Raw genomic sequence first — 19,158 nt, 5'->3', positions numbered from 1 at the left:
TTTATTTTAATAATTTTTCAAGCTTCCTTTTTCTTATCCTATAGTCTTGAACATTAAGGATAATTGTTATTATAAGGTAAACGGGGTAAAAAAGGAAAATATATGAGGGGAGAGCGATTATTATCACAAATCCACTAATTGCTCCAATAAAATAATTATTGACTTGATTAAAGGCTGTGTATTTTGAAGACGTTTCTTGATCATATTTCCGAGCCATGTCTTCTTCGTTTAGAATTTTCCAGAGTATGAGTACTCCCCCTAAAAGTATTTTTAGTTATTTATTAGCACGAAAAATATAAGGAATATGCACCAAAGATAAAGTTTTTTCATTAACCAATTCTTCTCAGATTTAAAAATTCATAAGCTTCTAAAAGCCAAGGATGAATAACTTTTATATCGTGTTTCAAAATATAATCAATATAAGCAAAGGCTGCTGCTTCAAAAGAATAATTTAGCGCCTGAGTGATTTCCTTTAGATAAGGAGGCTGTCCTTCTTGATCCCATCTTATTTTGTCAGCCACAAATAAAACTAAATCAACCTTTGAAAATTTTTTCTTCAAGGTAGTATGGCAAGAAATTGCTGAAAGAATTTTTTCGTCTTGGATACCAAATTCTCTTTGAGCCATTATCCTTGATATTTTTTGATGAATAATCATAGGAAATTGTCTTTCTTCCTTAAAAAGCTCTATCTTCATATCTTCTGCTACAAAAATTCTTTCATTATTGGGATAAATAGCAGAAATATCATGTAAGTATCCTGCTATTCTTACTTGCTCTCTTTCTGCTTCATTTAGAAATTCATGCCCTATTTCTTCAGCATAGTCACCAACAGTTATGCAATGATTATATGTTGCATAACATTCCTTTTCTAATAAAAAAGTTTTTATCTCTTGTTTAAGTTGATTTGTATTTTTCATATTTACCTTACTTTAACAAAAAAAGATAGGACCATCAACTGGTCTTATCTTTTTTTTATTTCTCTTCATCTTCATTATCAGATGTATCCGCTGTGTCCTTTACTTCTTCAGGCTTATTCACAATAACAATCTTATCATCAACCAAGTCTGCAAGTAACTCTCTATACTCAGGATGCTCAATGTAAAAATCTGCAATAGCGTCCTCGATATTATCTTGGATGGTACGACGCAATGGGCGTGCTCCCATTTTCGGATCATAACCCAGGTCAACAAGTTTTTCTTTAACGGCCTGTGTGACATCAAGATGAATATCATTTTGAGCGATTTGAGTATTGACTTCATCCAACATTAAATCCACAATCTTAAGCAAATTTTCTTTGCTCAATGCCGAGAATTCAATGATAGCATCAAAACGGTTCATGAATTCTGGACTGAAGAAATTACCGAGTTCCCCAAGCACTGAATTTGTACGACCTTCACGTGCAGCACCAAAACCAACACTTGCTTCAACCTTACCTGTCCCCGCATTTGAGGTCATAATGATGATTGCATCTTTGAAGGAAACTGTGCGCCCTTGTGCATCTGTCAAACGCCCGTCATCAAGAATCTGCAAGAACATATGCATTACATCAGGGTGTGCTTTCTCAATCTCATCCAATAAAATTAAGCTGTACGGGTTACGGCGGACACGTTCTGTCAGCTGACCTGCTTCCTCGTACCCTACATATCCTGGAGGCGCACCAATCAACTTAGCCACACTATGTTTTTCCATGTATTCCGACATATCAAAGCGGATCATACTATCTCTTGAGCCAAAGAGCTCATAAGCTAATTGTTTAGCGAGTTCAGTCTTACCTACACCAGTCGGTCCAACAAAGAGGAATGAACCGATAGGACGATTAGGTTTTCCAAGTCCGACACGTGAACGACGCACAGCTTTAGAAATTTTATCAATCGCTTCATCTTGTCCAATAACGTGTTCTTTCAAGTCCTCAGCCAAATTGATTAGCTGTGTTTGCTCTTTTTCTTTCAGATCACCCACAGGAATATGTGTTTTTTCTTCAACGATTGCTTCTATATCTTTTTCTGTGATATTTGGCATATCTGTATCTGAAATCTCATGACTTTGAAGCTCCCGAAGCTTAGCGATTTGATCACGGAAATGGGCTGCTTTCTCAAAATCTTCACGTTGCATTGCTTCATTTTTTTGTACTTCTGCTTGCTCAATACGTTTCTTGATATCCTCTGGATCAACAAATTTGAGGGTAAGATTCTTTTTCGAACCCGCTTCATCCAGTAAGTCAATTGCTTTATCGGGAAGGAAACGGTCCTGTATATAACGGTTCGAGAGATTCGCCGCAGCTAAGATTGCTTCATCTGAATATTTCACATGATGATAGTCTTCATAGCGTTTTTGAATCCCACGTAAAATCGTGATGGTCTCATCTACAGAGGGTTCATCAACTTTGACAGGTTGCATCCGACGTTCAAGTGCCGCGTCTTTTTCGATAATTCTATATTCATTGAGTGTTGTTGCCCCAACAAGTTGTAGTTCACCACGCGCCAAAGCTGGTTTTAGAATATTTCCTGCATCCATATTGCCATCACCTGCTGAACCAGCACCAACAATTTCATGGATTTCATCAATGAAGAGGATAACATCATCGCGTTTACGAATCTCTTCCATCAGCTTTTGCATACGTTCTTCAAATTGCCCACGTACACCAGTACCTTGGACGAGGCTAACAACATCAAGACGTATAACTTCTTTATTTTGCAATTTTTGTGGTACATCACCATCAACGATTTTTTGGGCTAACCCTTCAACAACTGCTGTTTTACCAACACCTGGTTCTCCGATAAGAACAGGATTATTTTTTGTCCGACGATTCAGAATTTCGATGACACGTGTAATTTCAGAATCTCGCCCAATAACAGGATCAATTTCTCCACGGCGTGCGGCATCAGTAATGTTGACTCCGAATTCTTCAAGAAGTCCTTTAGGTGCTTGACTTCCACGAGGGTTTTGTGGACCTCCTGGACCTCGACCTCCAGCTTGTGTTGGAGGTGTCATTGTCCGTCCTTGATCATTACCATGTAAGGCTTGGAAAATATCTGGAAATGGATTAAATGGGTCATCATTATTAGAAATATTTGTCGCCCCAGCAAACAAGCTTTCTTGACCTCCTGATTTCATAATTTGATAGCAATTTTGGCATAAATCCACTTGCTTACGTTGTCCATTCACATTCGTATAAAGGTGAATTGTCGCTTCATTTATTTTACAATTTTGGCAGAGCATCTCTTCCTCCTTTGTGGTTACGTCTTTTCTTTATTTTAACTTATTTTTTTAGAATTAAAGAATCATGTCTGGCTTCTTTTATTTAAAGTTTGACCTTTTTTGACCTTTAATAATTTTTATTATATCACTTCTCTCAAATTTATCAAATCTTTTGTACTATATTCTTTTTCAATTATAAGAAAAAACTCTTCGACACCTGTCGAGAGAGTTTTTTATATTACATAAAGTCACGCAATGGTTTGCTGCGACGAGGATGACGCAATTTTTTAATCGCTTTAGCTTCAATTTGACGAATACGTTCACGTGTCACTTTAAATTGTTTACCAACATCTTCAAGTGTGTGCATACGTCCATCATCAAGTCCAAAACGCATACGCAATACGTTTTCTTCACGGTCTGTCAAGGTATCCATAACTTCATCAAGCTGTTCACGAAGCAAGATACGGTTTGTGTAGTCTACAGGGCTTTCAATTACATCATCTTCAATGAAATCACCAAGATGTGAATCGTCTTCCTCACCAATAGGTGTTTCCAATGATACAGGTTCTTGCGCAATTTTCAAGACTTCACGAACTTTATCAGGTGTCATGTGTAATTCTTTACCGATTTCTTCTGGTAAAGGATCACGGCCCAATTCTTGTAAAAGATTACGTTGCACACGAATCAACTTGTTGATTGTTTCAACCATGTGGACAGGAATACGAATTGTACGTGCTTGGTCAGCAATCGCACGTGTGATTGCTTGACGAATCCACCATGTCGCATAAGTTGAGAATTTGAAACCTTTAGTGTGGTCAAATTTGTCCACAGCTTTCATAAGTCCCATATTTCCTTCTTGAATCAAATCCAGGAATTGCATCCCGCGTCCAGAATAACGTTTTGCAATGGAAACAACCAAACGTAAGTTGGCTTCTGCAAGCATTTGTTTGGCAAATTCTGCTTCATCACCACCTGCAACAATAGCTTCCGCAAGTTTTGTTTCTTCTTCGAGCGAAATCAATGGATAACGTCCGATTTCCTTAAGATACATGCGGACAGGATCATCAATACGGACATTTGTTACGATTTCATCCATTGCATTATCATCAAGCTTTTCTTCTTCTTCAGCTTGCAAAGCTAATGGACTAGGATTTCCTTCTTTATCGACGATCGAAATGCCGGCATCTTGGATTTGTTGAAGTAAATCTTCGATGGCTTCGGCTTCCAAACCAAATTTCACTACAAGCTCATCTGTAATTTCATCATCTAAAGCTTCTTCGAGAGGTTTACGTTTTGTGATATATGCTGCTACTGCTTTATCAAAAGCTTTGTTGTCAAAGGTATCTGAATCTTTAATATCAATTTTCTTAGCTGCTTTTTCTTTAACAGAGGTTACATGCTTAGAACCCTTTTCTTTCAGCTCTTCTACATCAACCTTTTCAACAATAATTGGTTTAAAATCCATTGCTGCAAGGAGTTTTGCTTCTTCAGCTTCAAAAATAGAACTTGAGTGAGATTTAACCGCCATGCCAAGTTCTTGTGCTTTTGCGATTAAAGCTTTGTTAGTAATTCCAGTTTCTTTTGCAATTTGACTGATTCTTTTTTTATTATTACTTGCCAATTTAATCCTCCCCAATGAACAATATAAGTAATGACTTATATTTTTTTCTTCTGATTAATAATTTGGATTGTGAGTTCTAACTCACGTTCCTTGTTGCCTACTTTTTGGGCATTTTCTAATTGTTTTTGCAATTCACTAAACTTTATTTGCTCCATTTCTTTTGCAAAAACGGCTACCAAATCTTCAAGCTCCTCACTACTTATCTCATCTGGCAGATCCAGACTCAAGATTTGATAAAATAAATTTTTCTCCTCAGCATCTAATGATGTCCCAAAGTGAGAAGGATCAATTTCTTCAAAACTCATCACCTCAAGTATGATTTTGTCAAAAAGATTCTGATAACGCTGATGTACAAAGCGAAAATTTTCATCCTCTGCAAATTTATGAAGAACACTTTGATGATAAATCATTCGATTTAAAAGTTGTTCTTCTGCTCGTTCACTTCGCGATAAGCTTGGAAGTTTAGGCTGTTGTACAGTTTTAACAGCCTCTTGAGCAGAGGAAAAAGTTTCATAATAATCCTGATCCGATGCAGTAAAATCAGGTATAGGGTAATCCGAAAACTCTTCTTCTGAAAAGCTTCCAAAACTCTCTTCAAAATTTCCCGCTTCTGCCCTTGTTTTAAGGACGTTTTCACGCTTTAAATTGACAGATTGCTCTACTTGATTATACTCGAAATCAGGCAAAATCTCAACTAATTTTCTTATAAAAGCATCCTGTGCTGTAATTGATGAAACCCTTGCAATAACAGGTGCCATTTGCTCAATAAAATCCAATTGGTTTTGCAAATTCGAAAGATTTTCGGGCTTCAGATAATCGATTAAAAACTCTGTCGGTTGTATCCTGCTGTTTTCCATCAGACCAGATAAAGATTCTAATGAATATTTTTTACTGTAATCATCTGGATCCAAACCTTCTGGAACACGTACAATCTGCGTCTTCTCTTCACCAATCAAATTAATTGCTTTATATATCGCATTTTGACCCGCCTGATCGCCATCATAGATAAGAACATAATTTTTAGCTATTTTTTTTAAACGCTTTACGTGTTTCTCAGTTAAAGCTGTTCCCATGGTCGCAACAACGTTATACACACCAGCCTTATAAGCTGCAATAACATCCATGAAACCTTCCATCAAGTAAACTTCACGTGTTTTGGAAATAACTGGTTTTGCTCTATCCAAATTATAAAGCTCGTAAGATTTATCAAAGATTTTTGTTGCACTTGTATTAATATACTTTGCCTTACTTGTATCATTTTCTTGCCATTTTCGGCCTGAAAATCCCACAACATGCCCGTACTCATTTTTGAGTGGAAACATAATTCTGTTTTGAAAAGCATCGAAAACCTTGTGACTTGAAAAGTTGAAAAGCCCGGAATTCGCCTGAACACTTTCATCAAATTTTCCAGAGAGATTTTTAAAAATGAAATCATTTTCGTCTGGTGCTAAGCCGATATTAAACTGCTTGATAATCTCAGAAGTAATCCCACGCTTTTCCAGATAGAGTCGTGCTTGTTTACCTATCTCAGTAGACGTTAAAACGATATTATAAAGCCGTGCAGCTTGATTATTTATATCATAGAGCAATGCATTAGGATTATCTTTTTCAGCAGTAGAATCATTCTCAATATTTACCGTAATTCCAGCAAAACTCGCTACATCTTTTACTGCATCGACAAAACCAACTTGTTTATAATCTTTTATGAAGTCAATAACATCGCCAGATTTCCCACAGCCAAAGCAGTGATAAAAACCTTTATCAGCATTTACATTGAAACTCGGTGTTTTTTCACCATGAAAAGGACAAAGTCCTAAATAATTCTTCCCAGACTTTGTGAGAGGTACATATTGTGAAATTAAATCAGCAATATTTACCTGATTTTTTAACTCAGTTACTTCTTCGCTCGTAAGAAAAGCCATATACCCCCCTCTCATCTTAAACATTCTACATAAAGCATAAAAAACGACTATTCAACAATAGCCGTTATACGGAAGGGGAGTAAGGGATTCGAACCCTCGCGCCGGTTTCCCGACCTAACGATTTAGCAAACCGTCCTCTTCAGCCTCTTGAGTAACTCCCCACCAGTTATTCACAATATATAGATATTATAAACATCTATGGGAACACGAGGATTTGAACCTCGGACCCCTGCGTTATCAACACAGTGCTCTAACCAACTGAGCTATGCTCCCTAATTATCAAAAAATCTTCTATTTTCTAGAAAATTCTTAAGCGGGTGATGAGAATCGAACTCACAACATCAGCTTGGAAGGCTGAGGTTTTACCACTAAACTACACCCGCAAATGGCGCGAGACGGAATCGAACCGCCGACACATGGAGCTTCAATCCATTGCTCTACCAACTGAGCTACCGAGCCAAAGGAAAGGAGGATGTGGGATTCGAACCCACGCACGGTTTTACCCGCCTGACGGTTTTCAAGACCGTTCCCTTCAGCCGGACTTGGGTAATCCTCCAAAAAGTGGATCTTGTTGGATTCGAACCAACGACCGCTCGGTTATGAGCCGAGAGCTCTAACCAACTGAGCTAAAGATCCAGCTGTAAAATATAATAGCGGCGAAGGGGATCGAACCCCCGACCTCTCGGGTATGAACCGAACGCTCTAGCCAGCTGAGCTACACCGCCAAAAATTTCTGATAGACTAAGCTATCAATCGGGAAGACAGGATTCGAACCTGCGACACCTTGGTCCCAAACCAAGTACTCTACCAAGCTGAGCTACTTCCCGAGATAAAGTTTATTATCATCATGATTTCTTTCAGAAATCAATGCACCCGGCAGGATTCGAACCTGCAACCGCCTGATTCGTAGTCAGGTACTCTATCCAGTTGAGCCACGGGTGCATAATATTTAATTTTAAAGCGAACGACGAGATTCGAACTCGCGACCCCAACCATGGCAAGGTTGTGTTCTACCCCTGAACTACGTTCGCAACGCTTAAAGAAAGACAAGCTCTCTCAAACCCTCTATCTGGCTTCACTAGGTCCAACAGTTAAAGGAATGCCGACTACATGATTCGAACACGCGACCCTCTGATTACAAATCAGATGCTCTACCAACTGAGCTAAGTCGGCTATAAAAGAAATGCGGATGAAGGGACTTGAACCCCCACGCCCTAAAGCACTAGAACCTAAATCTAGCGTGTCTGCCAATTTCACCACATCCGCTTGACAAGTTCTTTTACGCTTTATACCTCAACCTAATGTTAAAGTATGACCCGTGCTGGGCTCGAACCAGCGACCCTTTGATTAAAAGTCAAATGCTCTACCAACTGAGCTAACGAGTCTATTTCTTTTATTACCTTTCAAGTAAGTCTACTTGAAACGGTTCCGACGGGAATCGAACCCGCGATCTTCGCCGTGACAGGGCGACGTGATAACCGCTACACTACGGAACCTATGGGAGTTAACGGGATCGAACCGCTGACCCTCTGCTTGTAAGGCAGATGCTCTCCCAGCTGAGCTAAACTCCCAATCACTTGGCATTTACCATATCTCACAGGGGGCAACCCCCAACTACTTCCGGCGTAATAGGACTTAACTTCTGTGTTCGACATGGGAACAGGTGTATCTCCTATGCAATGAATACCAAATCATGGTCTGAATGTATTGAACACTCAAAACTAAATAACAATTTCTTGATAAATAAGTAAAGCTAAACTCATATGTTCTATTACTTGGTAAAGTCCTCGAGCTATTAGTACTGGTCCGCTCCATCCCTCGCAGGACTTCCACTTCCAGCCTATCAACCTGATCATCTCTCAGGGCTCTTAATTCATAAAGAATGGGAAATCTCATCTTGAGGTGGGCTTCGCACTTAGATGCTTTCAGCGCTTATCCCTTCCCTACATAGCTACCCAGCGGTGCTCCTGGCGGAACAACTGGTACACCAGCGGTAAGTCCACCCCGGTCCTCTCGTACTAAGGGCAGATCCTCTCAAATTTCCTACGCCCGCGACGGATAGGGACCGAACTGTCTCACGACGTTCTGAACCCAGCTCGCGTGCCGCTTTAATGGGCGAACAGCCCAACCCTTGGGACCGACTACAGCCCCAGGATGCGACGAGCCGACATCGAGGTGCCAAACCTCCCCGTCGATGTGAACTCTTGGGGGAGATAAGCCTGTTATCCCCAGGGTAGCTTTTATCCGTTGAGCGATGGCCCTTCCATGCGGTACCACCGGATCACTAAGCCCTAGTTTCCTACCTGCTCGAGTTGTAGCTCTCGCAGTCAAGCTCCCTTATACCTTTACACTCTACACATGATTTCCAACCATGTTGAGGGAACCTTTGGGCGCCTCCGTTACTCTTTAGGAGGCGACCGCCCCAGTCAAACTGCCCGACAGACACTGTCTCCCACGCCGATTATGCGTGTGGGTTAGAGCAACCATGAAGCAAGGGTAGTATCCCAACAGCGACTCACTTGAAACTAGCGTCCCAAGGTCAAAGTCTCCTACCTATCCTGTACATGCTTCACAGGTACTCAATATCAATCTGCAGTAAAGCTCCATGGGGTCTTTCCGTCCTGTCGCGGGTAACCTGCATCTTCACAGGTACTAAAATTTCACCGAGTCTCTCGTTGAGACAGTATCCAAATCATTACGCCTTTCGTGCGGGTCGGAACTTACCCGACAAGGAATTTCGCTACCTTAGGACCGTTATAGTTACGGCCGCCGTTTACTGGGGCTTCAATTCAGAGCTTCGCCTAAGCTAACCCCTCCTCTTAACCTTCCAGCACCGGGCAGGCGTCACCCCCTATACATCACCTTGCGGTTTAGCAGAGAGCTGTGTTTTTGATAAACAGTTGCTTGGATCTTTTCACTGCGGCTGTATTTCTACAGCACCCCTTCTCCCGAAGTTACGGGGTCATTTTGCCGAGTTCCTTAACGAGAGTTCTCTCGATCACCTGAGGCTACTCGCCTCGACTACCTGTGTCGGTTTGCGGTACGGGTAGTATTGAATTAAACGCTAGAAGATTTTCTTGGCAGTGTGACATCAAGGGCTTCGCAACCGTAGTTGCTTCCCCATCACAGCTCAATGTTAAAGGAAAATGCATTTGACACATTCCACACCTCACTGCTTAGACCAGAATCCATTAACTGGCTCCCTTTAGCCTACTGCGTCCCTCCATCACTAACAATACTAGTACAGGAATATCAACCTGTTGTCCATCGACTACGCCTTTCGGCCTCGCCTTAGGTCCCGACTAACCCAGGGCGGACGAGCCTTCCCCTGGAAACCTTAGTCTTACGGTGGATAAGATTCTCACTTATCTTGCGCTACTCATACCGGCATTCTCACTTGTAATCGCTCCAGCACCCCTCACGGTATACCTTCATCGCTGATTACAACGCTCTCCTACCATTTAATTAATATTAAATCCACAGCTTCGGTAATATGTTTAGCCCCGGTACATTTTCGGCGCAGGGTCACTCGACTAGTGAGCTATTACGCACTCTTTGAATGATAGCTGCTTCTGAGCTAACATCCTAGTTGTCTGTGCAACCCCACATCCTTTTCCACTTAACATATATTTTGGGACCTTAGCTGGTGGTCTGGGCTGTTTCCCTTTCGACTACGGATCTTAGCACTCGCAGTCTGACTGCCGCACATGTGTATTAGCATTCGGAGTTTATCTGAAATTGGTAACCCGAGATGGGCCCCTCATCCAAACAGTGCTCTACCTCCAATACACTTAAATTGCGACGCTAGCCCTAAAGCTATTTCGGAGAGAACCAGCTATCTCCCAGTTCGTTTGGAATTTCTCCGCTATCCACAAGTCATCCAAACACTTTTCAACGTGTCCTGGTTCGGTCCTCCAGTGCGTCTTACCGCACCTTCAACCTGCTCATGGATAGGTCACTAGGTTTCGGGTCTACATCATGATACTAAAGCGCCCTATTCAGACTCGCTTTCGCTACGGCTCCGCCTCTTCAGCTTAACCTCGCATCATAACGTAACTCGCCGGTTCATTCTACAAAAGGCACGCTCTCACCCATTGACGGGCTCGAACTTCTTGTAGGCACACGGTTTCAGGTGCTATTTCACTCCCCTCCCGGGGTTCTTTTCACCTTTCCCTCACGGTACTGGTTCACTATCGGTCATTAAGGAGTATTTAGGCTTGGGAGATGGTCCTCCCGGATTCAAACTGGATTTCGCGTGTCCAGCCCTACTCAGGATACTGCTAGGTATAAAGTCTATTTCAAATACGAGGCTATTACTCTCTTTGGCTTACCTTCCCAGGTAATTCTTCTATAGACTTTAAGTCCACGTTGCAGTCCTACAACCCCAAGAAGCAAGCTTCTTGGTTTGGCCTGTTTCCCGTTCGCTCGCCGCTACTTAGGAAATCGTTTTTACTTTCTCTTCCTGCAGGTACTTAGATGTTTCAGTTCTCTGCGTTACCTTCGCGTAAGCTATGTATTCACTTACGGATACTATGCATAACATAGTGGGTTTCCCCATTCGGAGACCTAGGGATCAATGCGTACTTACTGCTCCCCCTAGAATATCGTCGTTAGTCACGTCCTTCATCGGCTCTTAATGCCAAGGCATCCACCGTGCGCCCTTATTAACTTTGCCATTAAAACAAGTATAAGTTTTTTCGAACTATTTAAAATAATTCGCAGCTTTACAGAAATGTTTAAAACATTTCTCGGTTTATTTATCGTTATAAGATATTGTTATTTAGTTTTCAATGATCAATTCCTATTTTAACGTCTTCGTTGACAAGACACTTTCGTATCTTATGGAGCCTAGCGGGATCGAACCGCTGACCTCCTGCGTGCAAAGCAGGCGCTCTCCCAGCTGAGCTAAGGCCCCTTCTCTCAACGCAATCTTCTCTATCTTGCATCAAAAGACTGCTTGTTTGGTCTTTATAGACCCCTCAAAACTGAATAAAGTAGAAGACATCTTTTTTATATTCCTTAGAAAGGAGGTGATCCAGCCGCACCTTCCGATACGGCTACCTTGTTACGACTTCACCCCAGTCATCGGTCTTACCTTAGGAAGCGCCCTCCTTGCGGTTAGGCAACCTACTTTGGGTACTCCCAACTTCCGTGGTGTGACGGGCGGTGTGTACAAGGCCCGGGAACGTATTCACCGCGGCGTGCTGATCCGCGATTACTAGCGATTCCGACTTCATGCAGGCGAGTTGCAGCCTGCAATCCGAACTGAGAATGGTTTTAAGAGATTAGCGCACCCTCGCGGGTTGGCGACTCGTTGTACCATCCATTGTAGCACGTGTGTAGCCCAGGTCATAAGGGGCATGATGATTTGACGTCATCCCCACCTTCCTCCGGTTTATCACCGGCAGTCTCACTAGAGTGCCCAACTTAATGATGGCAACTAGTAATAAGGGTTGCGCTCGTTGCGGGACTTAACCCAACATCTCACGACACGAGCTGACGACAACCATGCACCACCTGTATCCCGTGTCCCGAAGGAACTCCTTATCTCTAAGGATAGCACGAGTATGTCAAGACCTGGTAAGGTTCTTCGCGTTGCTTCGAATTAAACCACATGCTCCACCGCTTGTGCGGGCCCCCGTCAATTCCTTTGAGTTTCAACCTTGCGGTCGTACTCCCCAGGCGGAGTGCTTAATGCGTTAGCTGCGCTACAGAGAACTTATAGCTCCCTACAGCTAGCACTCATCGTTTACGGCGTGGACTACCAGGGTATCTAATCCTGTTTGCTCCCCACGCTTTCGAGCCTCAGTGTCAGTTACAGGCCAGAGAGCCGCTTTCGCCTCCGGTGTTCCTCCATATATCTACGCATTTCACCGCTACACATGGAATTCCACTCTCCTCTCCTGCACTCAAGTCTCCCAGTTTCCAATGCACACAATGGTTGAGCCACTGCCTTTTACATCAGACTTAAGAAACCACCTGCGCTCGCTTTACGCCCAATAAATCCGGACAACGCTTGGGACCTACGTATTACCGCGGCTGCTGGCACGTAGTTAGCCGTCCCTTTCTGGTTAGATACCGTCACTTAAGTAATTTTCCACTCTACTTAACGTTCTTCTCTAACAACAGAGTTTTACGATCCGAAAACCTTCTTCACTCACGCGGCGTTGCTCGGTCAGGGTTGCCCCCATTGCCGAAGATTCCCTACTGCTGCCTCCCGTAGGAGTCTGGGCCGTGTCTCAGTCCCAGTGTGGCCGATCACCCTCTCAGGTCGGCTATGTATCATCGCCTTGGTAGTCCTTTACACTACCAACTAGCTAATACAACGCGGGATCATCAAGTAGTGAAGCAATTGCTTCTTTCAAATAAGAATCATGCGATTCTCATTGTTATGCGGTATTAGCGTTCGTTTCCAAACGTTGTCCCCCGCTACTCGGCAGATTTCCCACGCGTTACTCACCCGTTCGCCGCTCTTCATGAAAATAGCAAGCTATCTTCAATCATCGCTCGACTTGCATGTATTAGGCACGCCGCCAGCGTTCGTCCTGAGCCAGGATCAAACTCTCATTTAAATTTAGTTCATCAAATGAACTGGCTGTTGTTTTGTCTTTCATTATTGAATTGACAGTTGGTATACAAGAAGTTAACTTCTCGCATATAGTCATTCTACTTTATTCAGTTTTCAAAGGTCTATCGCTCTCACTTGAGATGTGCTCTCTCGCGACAACTATTATATTCTATCAAACTCACTCCCTTCTGTCAAGAATAAACTGTCCTTTTTTCTGTTTTTTTTTGCCTTCGTTCGGAAAACCCCGCCGTTGTCACGTTCTTGGCATATGAAAAATCAGACGGAATCCGTCTGATTTTTCGTTTTTTATCTTTTTCCTTCAAGATAGACCATCAAAATAGAAATATCGGCAGGATTTACTCCTGAAATACGACTAGCTTGTCCTAAAGTTTCAGGATTTATTTTTTTAAATTTTTGTCGTGCTTCAGTTGCAATACTGTCTAAGGCATCCCAATTCATATTCTTAGGTATTCGTTTAGCTTCTAAGCGGTGCATCTTCTCTACTTGTTCTTTTGCTTTTTTGATGTACCCTTCATAAGTAACTTCTGTTTCAATAAGCTCAATAACAGTTCGGTCAAGTTTCTCAGAAGATTCGCCAACAAACCTGATCACATCCGCATATTTCACTTCCGGACGTTTTAAGAATTCAATACCTGTCAAAGCATCTTTAATTGGACCAAATCCCATAGCCCCCAGTTTTTCCTGTGTATCTGCAAGAGGTTTAAGCTTTTCTTTATTGAGACGAGCAATTTCTGTTTGGTAAGAGGTGACTTTATCTTGGAAAGCATTCCAACGTTCATCATCCACTAAGCCTATTTCTCGTCCTGTCCTTGTCAAACGCATATCCGCGTTATCATGGCGTAAAATCAAACGATATTCAGCACGTGAAGTCAATAATCGATAGGGTTCTAATGTACCTTTGGTCACGAGGTCATCAATCATTACACCAATATATGCATCACTTCGCTTAAGGATAAGCTCTTCTTTACCTTGAACTTTAAGACTAGCGTTAATCCCGGCAACCAGTCCTTGACCTGCTGCTTCTTCATAGCCAGATGTGCCATTTGTTTGCCCCGCAGTGAAAAGTCCAGAAACAAGTTTTGTTTCCAATGTTGGACGGAGCTGATGCGGCAGAACCACATCATATTCGATAGCATACCCAGTACGCATCATTTTTGCCTCTTCTAAACCTGGAATAGAACGGACCAAATCAAACTGAACATCTTCGGGTAAACTTGTAGATAGACCTTGGATATATACTTCTTCTGTATTCCGTCCTTCTGGTTCCAAGAAGAGTTGATGACGTGGTTTGTCCGCAAAGCGTACAACTTTATCTTCTATAGAAGGACAATAACGGGGGCCAACTCCTTTAACAATTCCTGAAAACATTGGGGCACGGTGTAAATTTTCTTGAATAATCTCATGTGTCGTTTTACTTGTGTATGTAAGCCAACAAGGGATTTGTTCTTTGAGATAATCTTCGTCTTTTGACAAAAAGCTAAAGTGATTAGGCTTGTCATCTCCTGGTTGAATCTCAGTCGCATCATAATTAATACTTGATGAAAGGACGCGTGGCGGTGTACCGGTTTTGAAGCGCCCGATTTCAAATCCCAAATTGCGTAAATTATCCGCCAAACTAACAGAAGCTAACGAATTATTGGGCCCTGAAGAATATTTGAGTTCACCAATAATGATTTCACCACGTAAAGCAGTTCCTGTAGTAACAATGACAGCTTCTGCAGCATACTTCGCTCCAGTTGTGACCTTTACGCCTGTTACTTTTTCATCTTCCACCAGAATCTCTTCCACCATGGCTTGACGCAAAGTTAGATTTTCTTGATTTTCTACTGTATGCTTCATTTCCTGAGAATACAGCGCCTTGTCTGCTTGTGCACGTAAGGCACGAACTGCAGGACCTTTACCAGTATTCAACATTTTCATCTGAATATAAGTTTTGTCAATATTTTTTCCCATTTCGCCGCCGAGAGCATCGATTTCACGGACGACTATTCCTTTAGCAGACCCACCGATTGAGGGATTACAAGGCATGAAAGCTACCATATCGAGGTTAATTGTTAATAAAAGCGTTTTGCTTCCCATACGAGCTGAGGCGAGTGCTGCTTCTACACCAGCGTGCCCCGCACCTATCACTATAACATCATATTTTTCTTGAAATTCCATAATTTCTCCATTTTTACAAAACAAAAAGCCAAAGCCAGTGAAAAATACATGCTAAAAAGCACATATCTTCCCGAGCCTTGACCATCGAGTTTTTATGATAGAACTATTTTAACTCTTTTCAAAAATATTTTCAAGAGTATTCCCCTATTAATTTTTACGCTTTTGTTTCTGTATCACGATACAGGACCAATGAAGCAAGCTCTTCTACTGTTCGTGCTGAACCTTCTGGTAGAATTCTGTCCTCTCCTCGAAATGTCGGATCATATTTTCCCGAATAATCAATTGTACCATTTCTTAGTTTGACTGGGATAGGACTACCTTTAGGGTATATCTCAAATCGTGAGCCATTTTCAGGAGCAATCCCTTCCAAATACATCCATAAGTAAACCTGACCTGTTTGTTCATCTATGCCTCCATAACGGAGATGAAACTCACGTTTCTGCTTGATGACTTTTGCGTCTAAAATCCGTACTGTTCTACCATCAATATCACTTTCATCATTGACCCACTCCCCTTGAATTGTTTCAAAATTTCCCCTCTTTATCTGTTCAACATTAATTGTTTTTTCTGGACTATATTGATCTGCTTGAACAAGCCCTACCGTTGGTGCTACAACAGAATTCTCATCTTGTTGCACAGCAAAAATTAAAAGAACACCCACAAGAACCAATGTGATATCAGTGATAACAAGTAGTTTTTTCAAGCATATTTCCTTTCTATTTTGATTAGAATTTAATTATAAAACAATTATAACAAAATAATTTAATCTTCAATAGTATTTTACTTAGAAAAGTTTAGACATTAAAAGACTCCTAGTTCAATGACTAGAAGCCTTTTCTACTTGATTATTTTTTATCCCAGAATTTATTACAAAATTTGGGAGGTAATTCTCCAGAAGATTTACCATACGCCCAGCGCTTTTTCTCTACTGGAAGTACATGCCAATCTTCTAAAAGCATCAAACTTTGATAACGTTGGAGATAGCCTGCGCATTCTTCACACCAGATTTCATCTCCACTTCTCCAGAATGCAGCTAAAAGGTCATCTTGGCTTTTAAACTCTTTATAGCTTTTTGCCATTTTTAGCCATTCACTTTTGTACTTTTTCAAAGCTTGATAGAAGTCTTCATATTCATCTACCGATTGAATATCTTTTTGCCAGTCTTCAAAAAACCACCATGGTTCATCATAGCCTGACATTGTGATTACTCTATACATATTTCTTGCCCAGCTTCTTTTCTTTAATATACATCTCTTGTTATGTATTGTAACGAAAAAATATGCTTTTGAGAAATATTTTGAACTATTTTACAGAGACGTCAATATTCTTAATACAAAAGGCAGCAAATTCTTCTAAACGCTCTGTCTTTTTTGTCAAGTGCAAGAACCCTACAACTGCTTCAAAACCTGTGGAAACACGATACGTTACAACATCTGTGTTTTTAGCTGTTGTTTTAGAGTGAGCATTTCGCCCACGCTTGAAATAAAGCAGTTCTTCTTCAGTTAGAAAATCAACTTCTTCCATTTTACGAATCAAGGCAGCTTGCGCTTTGGCAGAAACATACTGAGTCGCTTGACGTTGAAGTTCTCCAGGTTTGGTTAGCCCTTTATTTAGAAGGTGATCTCTAACAAAAACTTCATAAACGGCATCCCCAATATAAGCTAGCGCAATACCATTTAATAATTCTGCGTCTTTTTTATTCACGATGCCACCTCACACCCTGTGCAGTATCTTCAAGTACAATCCCCTGTGCCTTTAATTCATCACGAATCTTGTCGGCTTGAGCGAAATCTCGAGCTGCTCTCGCCGCTTGTCTTGCTTCGATTAATTCTTCAATTTCAGCATCTAATCTTACATCTTGATTTTCAAAATGCAATCCGAGAATTAAGAGAATATCGTCAAAGAAAGCTTTAATTTCTGATCCACCATTTCCCTTATTTACCCAAGTGATAAAATCATAAAAAACGGTCAATCCATTCGCAATATTGAAGTCCTCATCCATTGCTGTTTCAAATTCTGCTTTAAATTTAGCAAGCACTTCTAAGTCCGCTTGACCCTCTACTTCAAGGTTACGGTAGGCATTTTCAATCTTTTTAACATTGTTTTCTGCATCTTGTACGGCTTCATCCGTAAAGTTTACAGGACGACGATAATGAGTGGTGGCCAAGAAAAAACGGAGAACAGTTGGACTCACTACATCAAGCATTTCGTGCACAGTTTTAAAGTTTCCTAAAGACTTGGACATTTTTTCACCACTGACATTCACAAATCCATTGTGCATCCAGTAGTTCACAAATTTTTTGCCTGTTTTAGCTTCTGATTGCGCAATTTCATTGGTATGATGAGGAAACTCCAAGTCAGCCCCTCCAGCATGGATATCTAAAGTATCTCCTAAGAGGTCACTGCTCATCACTGAACATTCAATGTGCCACCCTGGACGCCCCTCCCCCCAAGGACTTGGCCAAGAGATTTCATCTTTTTTCGCAGCTTTCCATAATGCAAAGTCCGCTGGACTTTCTTTACGTGCTGTTTCTTCATCTGTTCGACCAGAAGCGCCTTGGAGAAGTTCTTCTAAATTTTTATTTGCAAGTTTAGCATACCCTTCTGATTTGGCGACACGGAAATAGACATCCCCTTCTGCTTCATAAGCAAACCCTTTATCCATTAGATCTTGAATAAAAGTGATCATTTTGTCAATATAATTTGTCGCTCTTGGATTTGCAGTTGCACGTTTAACATTGAGAGCATCAGTATCTTGATAGAATGCTGCAATATATTTGTCAGATAATTCAAGTGGTGTAAGATTCTCCTGAACGGCTCCTTTGATAATTTTATCATCAACATCTGTAAAATTCGAAACATAGGTCACTTCAAAGCCACGGTATTCCATATATCTACGAATTACATCGAAAGCAACGACAGAGCGTGCATTGCCGATATGAATGTAGTTATAGACTGTTGGTCCACAAACATACATCTTAATTTTATTTTCTTCGAGGGGATGGAATTCCTCGATTTTTCTTGTCATTGTATTATAGATGTGAAGCATGATAGCTCGCCTCCCTTTTTTCTTCTATGGACGAAATTTTCTCTGAGTCTTTTTGCCCCTTCACTCGAACAACTTTTGCTGGAATTCCTACCACTGTAACATCGGGTGGGACATCACTTACGACAACAGCCCCAGCACCTACTTTGGCATTTTCACCAATTTCGATAGGACCAAGCAATTGTGAGTGGGCTGATATTAAGGCACCTTTGCGTACCGTGGGATGACGTTTTCCTTTATCTTTCCCTGTTCCTCCAAGAGTTACGCCATGATAAAGCTTGACGTTAGTTTCCACTATCGCTGTCTCACCGATAACCAATCCAGAGCCGTGGTCAATAAATACCCCGTGAGCAATCGTTGCTCCTGGATGAATTTCGATTTGTGTCCAAAATCGCCAAAACTGTGAATTCATCCGAGCCCAAAGTTTAAAGTTATGTGTCCAAAGCCAGTGACTAAATCGATGTGCTGCTAGAGCCTTTACTCCCGGATAGGTCAAGAGAACTTCTAGCCCAGTTCGTGCAGCAGGATCATTTTCTTTCGTGACACGGATGGCTTCCTGCCAAAAGCCTCTCTTTTTATTTTTCATATTCATTTATTATAGCAAAAATCTATAGGAAAAGCG

Annotated in this window: 10 protein-coding genes, 16 tRNA genes and 3 rRNA genes; all 29 read right to left on the bottom strand. The window is 41.4% G+C overall.

Annotated features, from left to right (window positions below):
* Positions 1-329: 329 nt before the first annotated feature.
* On the bottom strand, positions 330-917 hold the full coding sequence (yqeK, locus tag VNN39_RS05500; protein WP_165713725.1) for a bis(5'-nucleosyl)-tetraphosphatase (symmetrical) YqeK: 588 nt from the start codon (positions 915-917) through the stop codon (positions 330-332).
* Positions 918-972: 55 nt separating this feature from the next.
* Entirely contained in the window at positions 973-3,219 is a 2,247-nt protein-coding gene (locus VNN39_RS05495) for an ATP-dependent Clp protease ATP-binding subunit (protein ID WP_338996932.1), read from the bottom strand.
* Positions 3,220-3,436: 217 nt separating this feature from the next.
* On the bottom strand, positions 3,437-4,819 hold the full coding sequence (gene rpoD / locus VNN39_RS05490; RefSeq protein WP_017370526.1) for an RNA polymerase sigma factor RpoD: 1,383 nt from the start codon (positions 4,817-4,819) through the stop codon (positions 3,437-3,439).
* A gap of 35 nt (positions 4,820-4,854) precedes the next feature.
* Positions 4,855-6,741 (bottom strand): DNA primase, encoded by a 1,887-nt coding sequence (gene dnaG, locus VNN39_RS05480; protein WP_339006950.1) that lies wholly within the window; start codon positions 6,739-6,741, stop codon positions 4,855-4,857.
* Positions 6,742-6,814: 73 nt separating this feature from the next.
* Positions 6,815-6,902, bottom strand: a tRNA-Ser gene (locus VNN39_RS05475).
* A 38-nt stretch (positions 6,903-6,940) separates the two neighbouring features.
* Positions 6,941-7,014: transfer RNA gene (locus VNN39_RS05470), tRNA-Ile, on the bottom strand.
* Between the two features lie 39 nt (positions 7,015-7,053).
* Positions 7,054-7,124 (bottom strand) — tRNA-Gly (locus tag VNN39_RS05465).
* Positions 7,125-7,127: 3 nt separating this feature from the next.
* Positions 7,128-7,200 (bottom strand) — tRNA-Phe (locus tag VNN39_RS05460).
* A gap of 7 nt (positions 7,201-7,207) precedes the next feature.
* Positions 7,208-7,297: transfer RNA gene (locus VNN39_RS05455), tRNA-Ser, on the bottom strand.
* A gap of 6 nt (positions 7,298-7,303) precedes the next feature.
* Positions 7,304-7,377 (bottom strand) — tRNA-Ile (locus tag VNN39_RS05450).
* Positions 7,378-7,392: 15 nt separating this feature from the next.
* A tRNA-Met gene (locus VNN39_RS05445) sits at positions 7,393-7,466 on the bottom strand.
* Between the two features lie 28 nt (positions 7,467-7,494).
* Positions 7,495-7,568: transfer RNA gene (locus VNN39_RS05440), tRNA-Pro, on the bottom strand.
* Between the two features lie 41 nt (positions 7,569-7,609).
* Positions 7,610-7,683 (bottom strand) — tRNA-Arg (locus VNN39_RS05435).
* A gap of 17 nt (positions 7,684-7,700) precedes the next feature.
* Positions 7,701-7,772: transfer RNA gene (locus tag VNN39_RS05430), tRNA-Gly, on the bottom strand.
* A 69-nt stretch (positions 7,773-7,841) separates the two neighbouring features.
* A tRNA-Thr gene (locus VNN39_RS05425) sits at positions 7,842-7,914 on the bottom strand.
* A gap of 11 nt (positions 7,915-7,925) precedes the next feature.
* Positions 7,926-8,007, bottom strand: a tRNA-Leu gene (locus VNN39_RS05420).
* Positions 8,008-8,053: 46 nt separating this feature from the next.
* Positions 8,054-8,126, bottom strand: a tRNA-Lys gene (locus VNN39_RS05415).
* Between the two features lie 38 nt (positions 8,127-8,164).
* Positions 8,165-8,237, bottom strand: a tRNA-Asp gene (locus VNN39_RS05410).
* Positions 8,238-8,239: 2 nt separating this feature from the next.
* Positions 8,240-8,312: transfer RNA gene (locus VNN39_RS05405), tRNA-Val, on the bottom strand.
* 4 nt (positions 8,313-8,316) lie between these two features.
* A 5S ribosomal RNA gene (gene rrf, locus VNN39_RS05400) occupies positions 8,317-8,432 on the bottom strand.
* An 84-nt stretch (positions 8,433-8,516) separates the two neighbouring features.
* Positions 8,517-11,416, bottom strand: a 23S ribosomal RNA gene (locus VNN39_RS05395).
* A 167-nt stretch (positions 11,417-11,583) separates the two neighbouring features.
* Positions 11,584-11,656: transfer RNA gene (locus tag VNN39_RS05390), tRNA-Ala, on the bottom strand.
* A gap of 108 nt (positions 11,657-11,764) precedes the next feature.
* Positions 11,765-13,313, bottom strand: a 16S ribosomal RNA gene (locus VNN39_RS05385).
* The 16S, 23S and 5S rRNA genes sit together here with 16 tRNA genes alongside, the layout of an rRNA operon.
* A 302-nt stretch (positions 13,314-13,615) precedes the next feature.
* Positions 13,616-15,490, bottom strand: a complete 1,875-nt coding sequence (gene mnmG, locus VNN39_RS05380; RefSeq protein WP_165713954.1) for a tRNA uridine-5-carboxymethylaminomethyl(34) synthesis enzyme MnmG — start codon at positions 15,488-15,490, stop codon at positions 13,616-13,618.
* A gap of 154 nt (positions 15,491-15,644) precedes the next feature.
* The gene (locus VNN39_RS05375) at positions 15,645-16,193 is read right to left on the bottom strand and encodes a hypothetical protein (protein ID WP_338996927.1); all 549 of its coding nucleotides are present in this window, start codon (positions 16,191-16,193) and stop codon (positions 15,645-15,647) included.
* A 142-nt stretch (positions 16,194-16,335) separates the two neighbouring features.
* Entirely contained in the window at positions 16,336-16,707 is a 372-nt protein-coding gene (locus tag VNN39_RS05370) for a DUF1033 family protein (RefSeq protein ID WP_017370355.1), read from the bottom strand.
* An 85-nt stretch (positions 16,708-16,792) separates the two neighbouring features.
* Positions 16,793-17,194, bottom strand: a complete 402-nt coding sequence (locus VNN39_RS05365) for a Mini-ribonuclease 3 (protein ID WP_017370356.1) — start codon at positions 17,192-17,194, stop codon at positions 16,793-16,795.
* Positions 17,187-18,539 carry a cysteine--tRNA ligase gene (cysS, locus tag VNN39_RS05360; RefSeq protein ID WP_213496913.1) on the bottom strand — a complete coding sequence of 451 codons (1,353 nt, stop codon included), beginning with the start codon at positions 18,537-18,539 and terminating at the stop codon, positions 17,187-17,189. The genes VNN39_RS05365 and cysS overlap by 8 nt, the downstream gene beginning before the upstream one ends.
* Complete coding sequence (cysE, locus tag VNN39_RS05355; protein ID WP_017370358.1) at positions 18,523-19,122, bottom strand: serine O-acetyltransferase; 600 nt, start codon at positions 19,120-19,122, stop codon at positions 18,523-18,525. Before cysE ends, cysS begins: the two co-directional genes overlap by 17 nt.
* Positions 19,123-19,158: the final 36 nt, after the last annotated feature.

Origin of the sequence: Lactococcus formosensis (genome assembly GCF_037892375.1) — a bacterium.
Lineage (GTDB): Bacteria > Bacillota > Bacilli > Lactobacillales > Streptococcaceae > Lactococcus > Lactococcus formosensis.
Note: the sequence above shows the minus strand (reverse complement) of the source record. Positions and strands in the feature narration are given on the sequence as shown.

Excerpts from the sequence above, each read along its gene's own strand:
- VNN39_RS05370 (WP_017370355.1), bottom strand. The coding sequence starts at position 16,707 with ATGTATAGAGTAATCACAATGTCAGGCTATGATGAACCATGGTGGTTT.
- dnaG (WP_339006950.1), bottom strand. The coding sequence starts at position 6,741 with ATGGCTTTTCTTACGAGCGAAGAAGTAACTGAGTTAAAAAATCAGGTA.
- mnmG (WP_165713954.1), bottom strand. The coding sequence starts at position 15,490 with ATGGAATTTCAAGAAAAATATGATGTTATAGTGATAGGTGCGGGGCAC.
- VNN39_RS05495 (WP_338996932.1), bottom strand. The coding sequence starts at position 3,219 with ATGCTCTGCCAAAATTGTAAAATAAATGAAGCGACAATTCACCTTTAT.
- cysE (WP_017370358.1), bottom strand. The coding sequence starts at position 19,122 with ATGAAAAATAAAAAGAGAGGCTTTTGGCAGGAAGCCATCCGTGTCACG.
- yqeK (WP_165713725.1), bottom strand. The coding sequence starts at position 917 with ATGAAAAATACAAATCAACTTAAACAAGAGATAAAAACTTTTTTATTA.
- cysS (WP_213496913.1), bottom strand. The coding sequence starts at position 18,539 with ATGCTTCACATCTATAATACAATGACAAGAAAAATCGAGGAATTCCAT.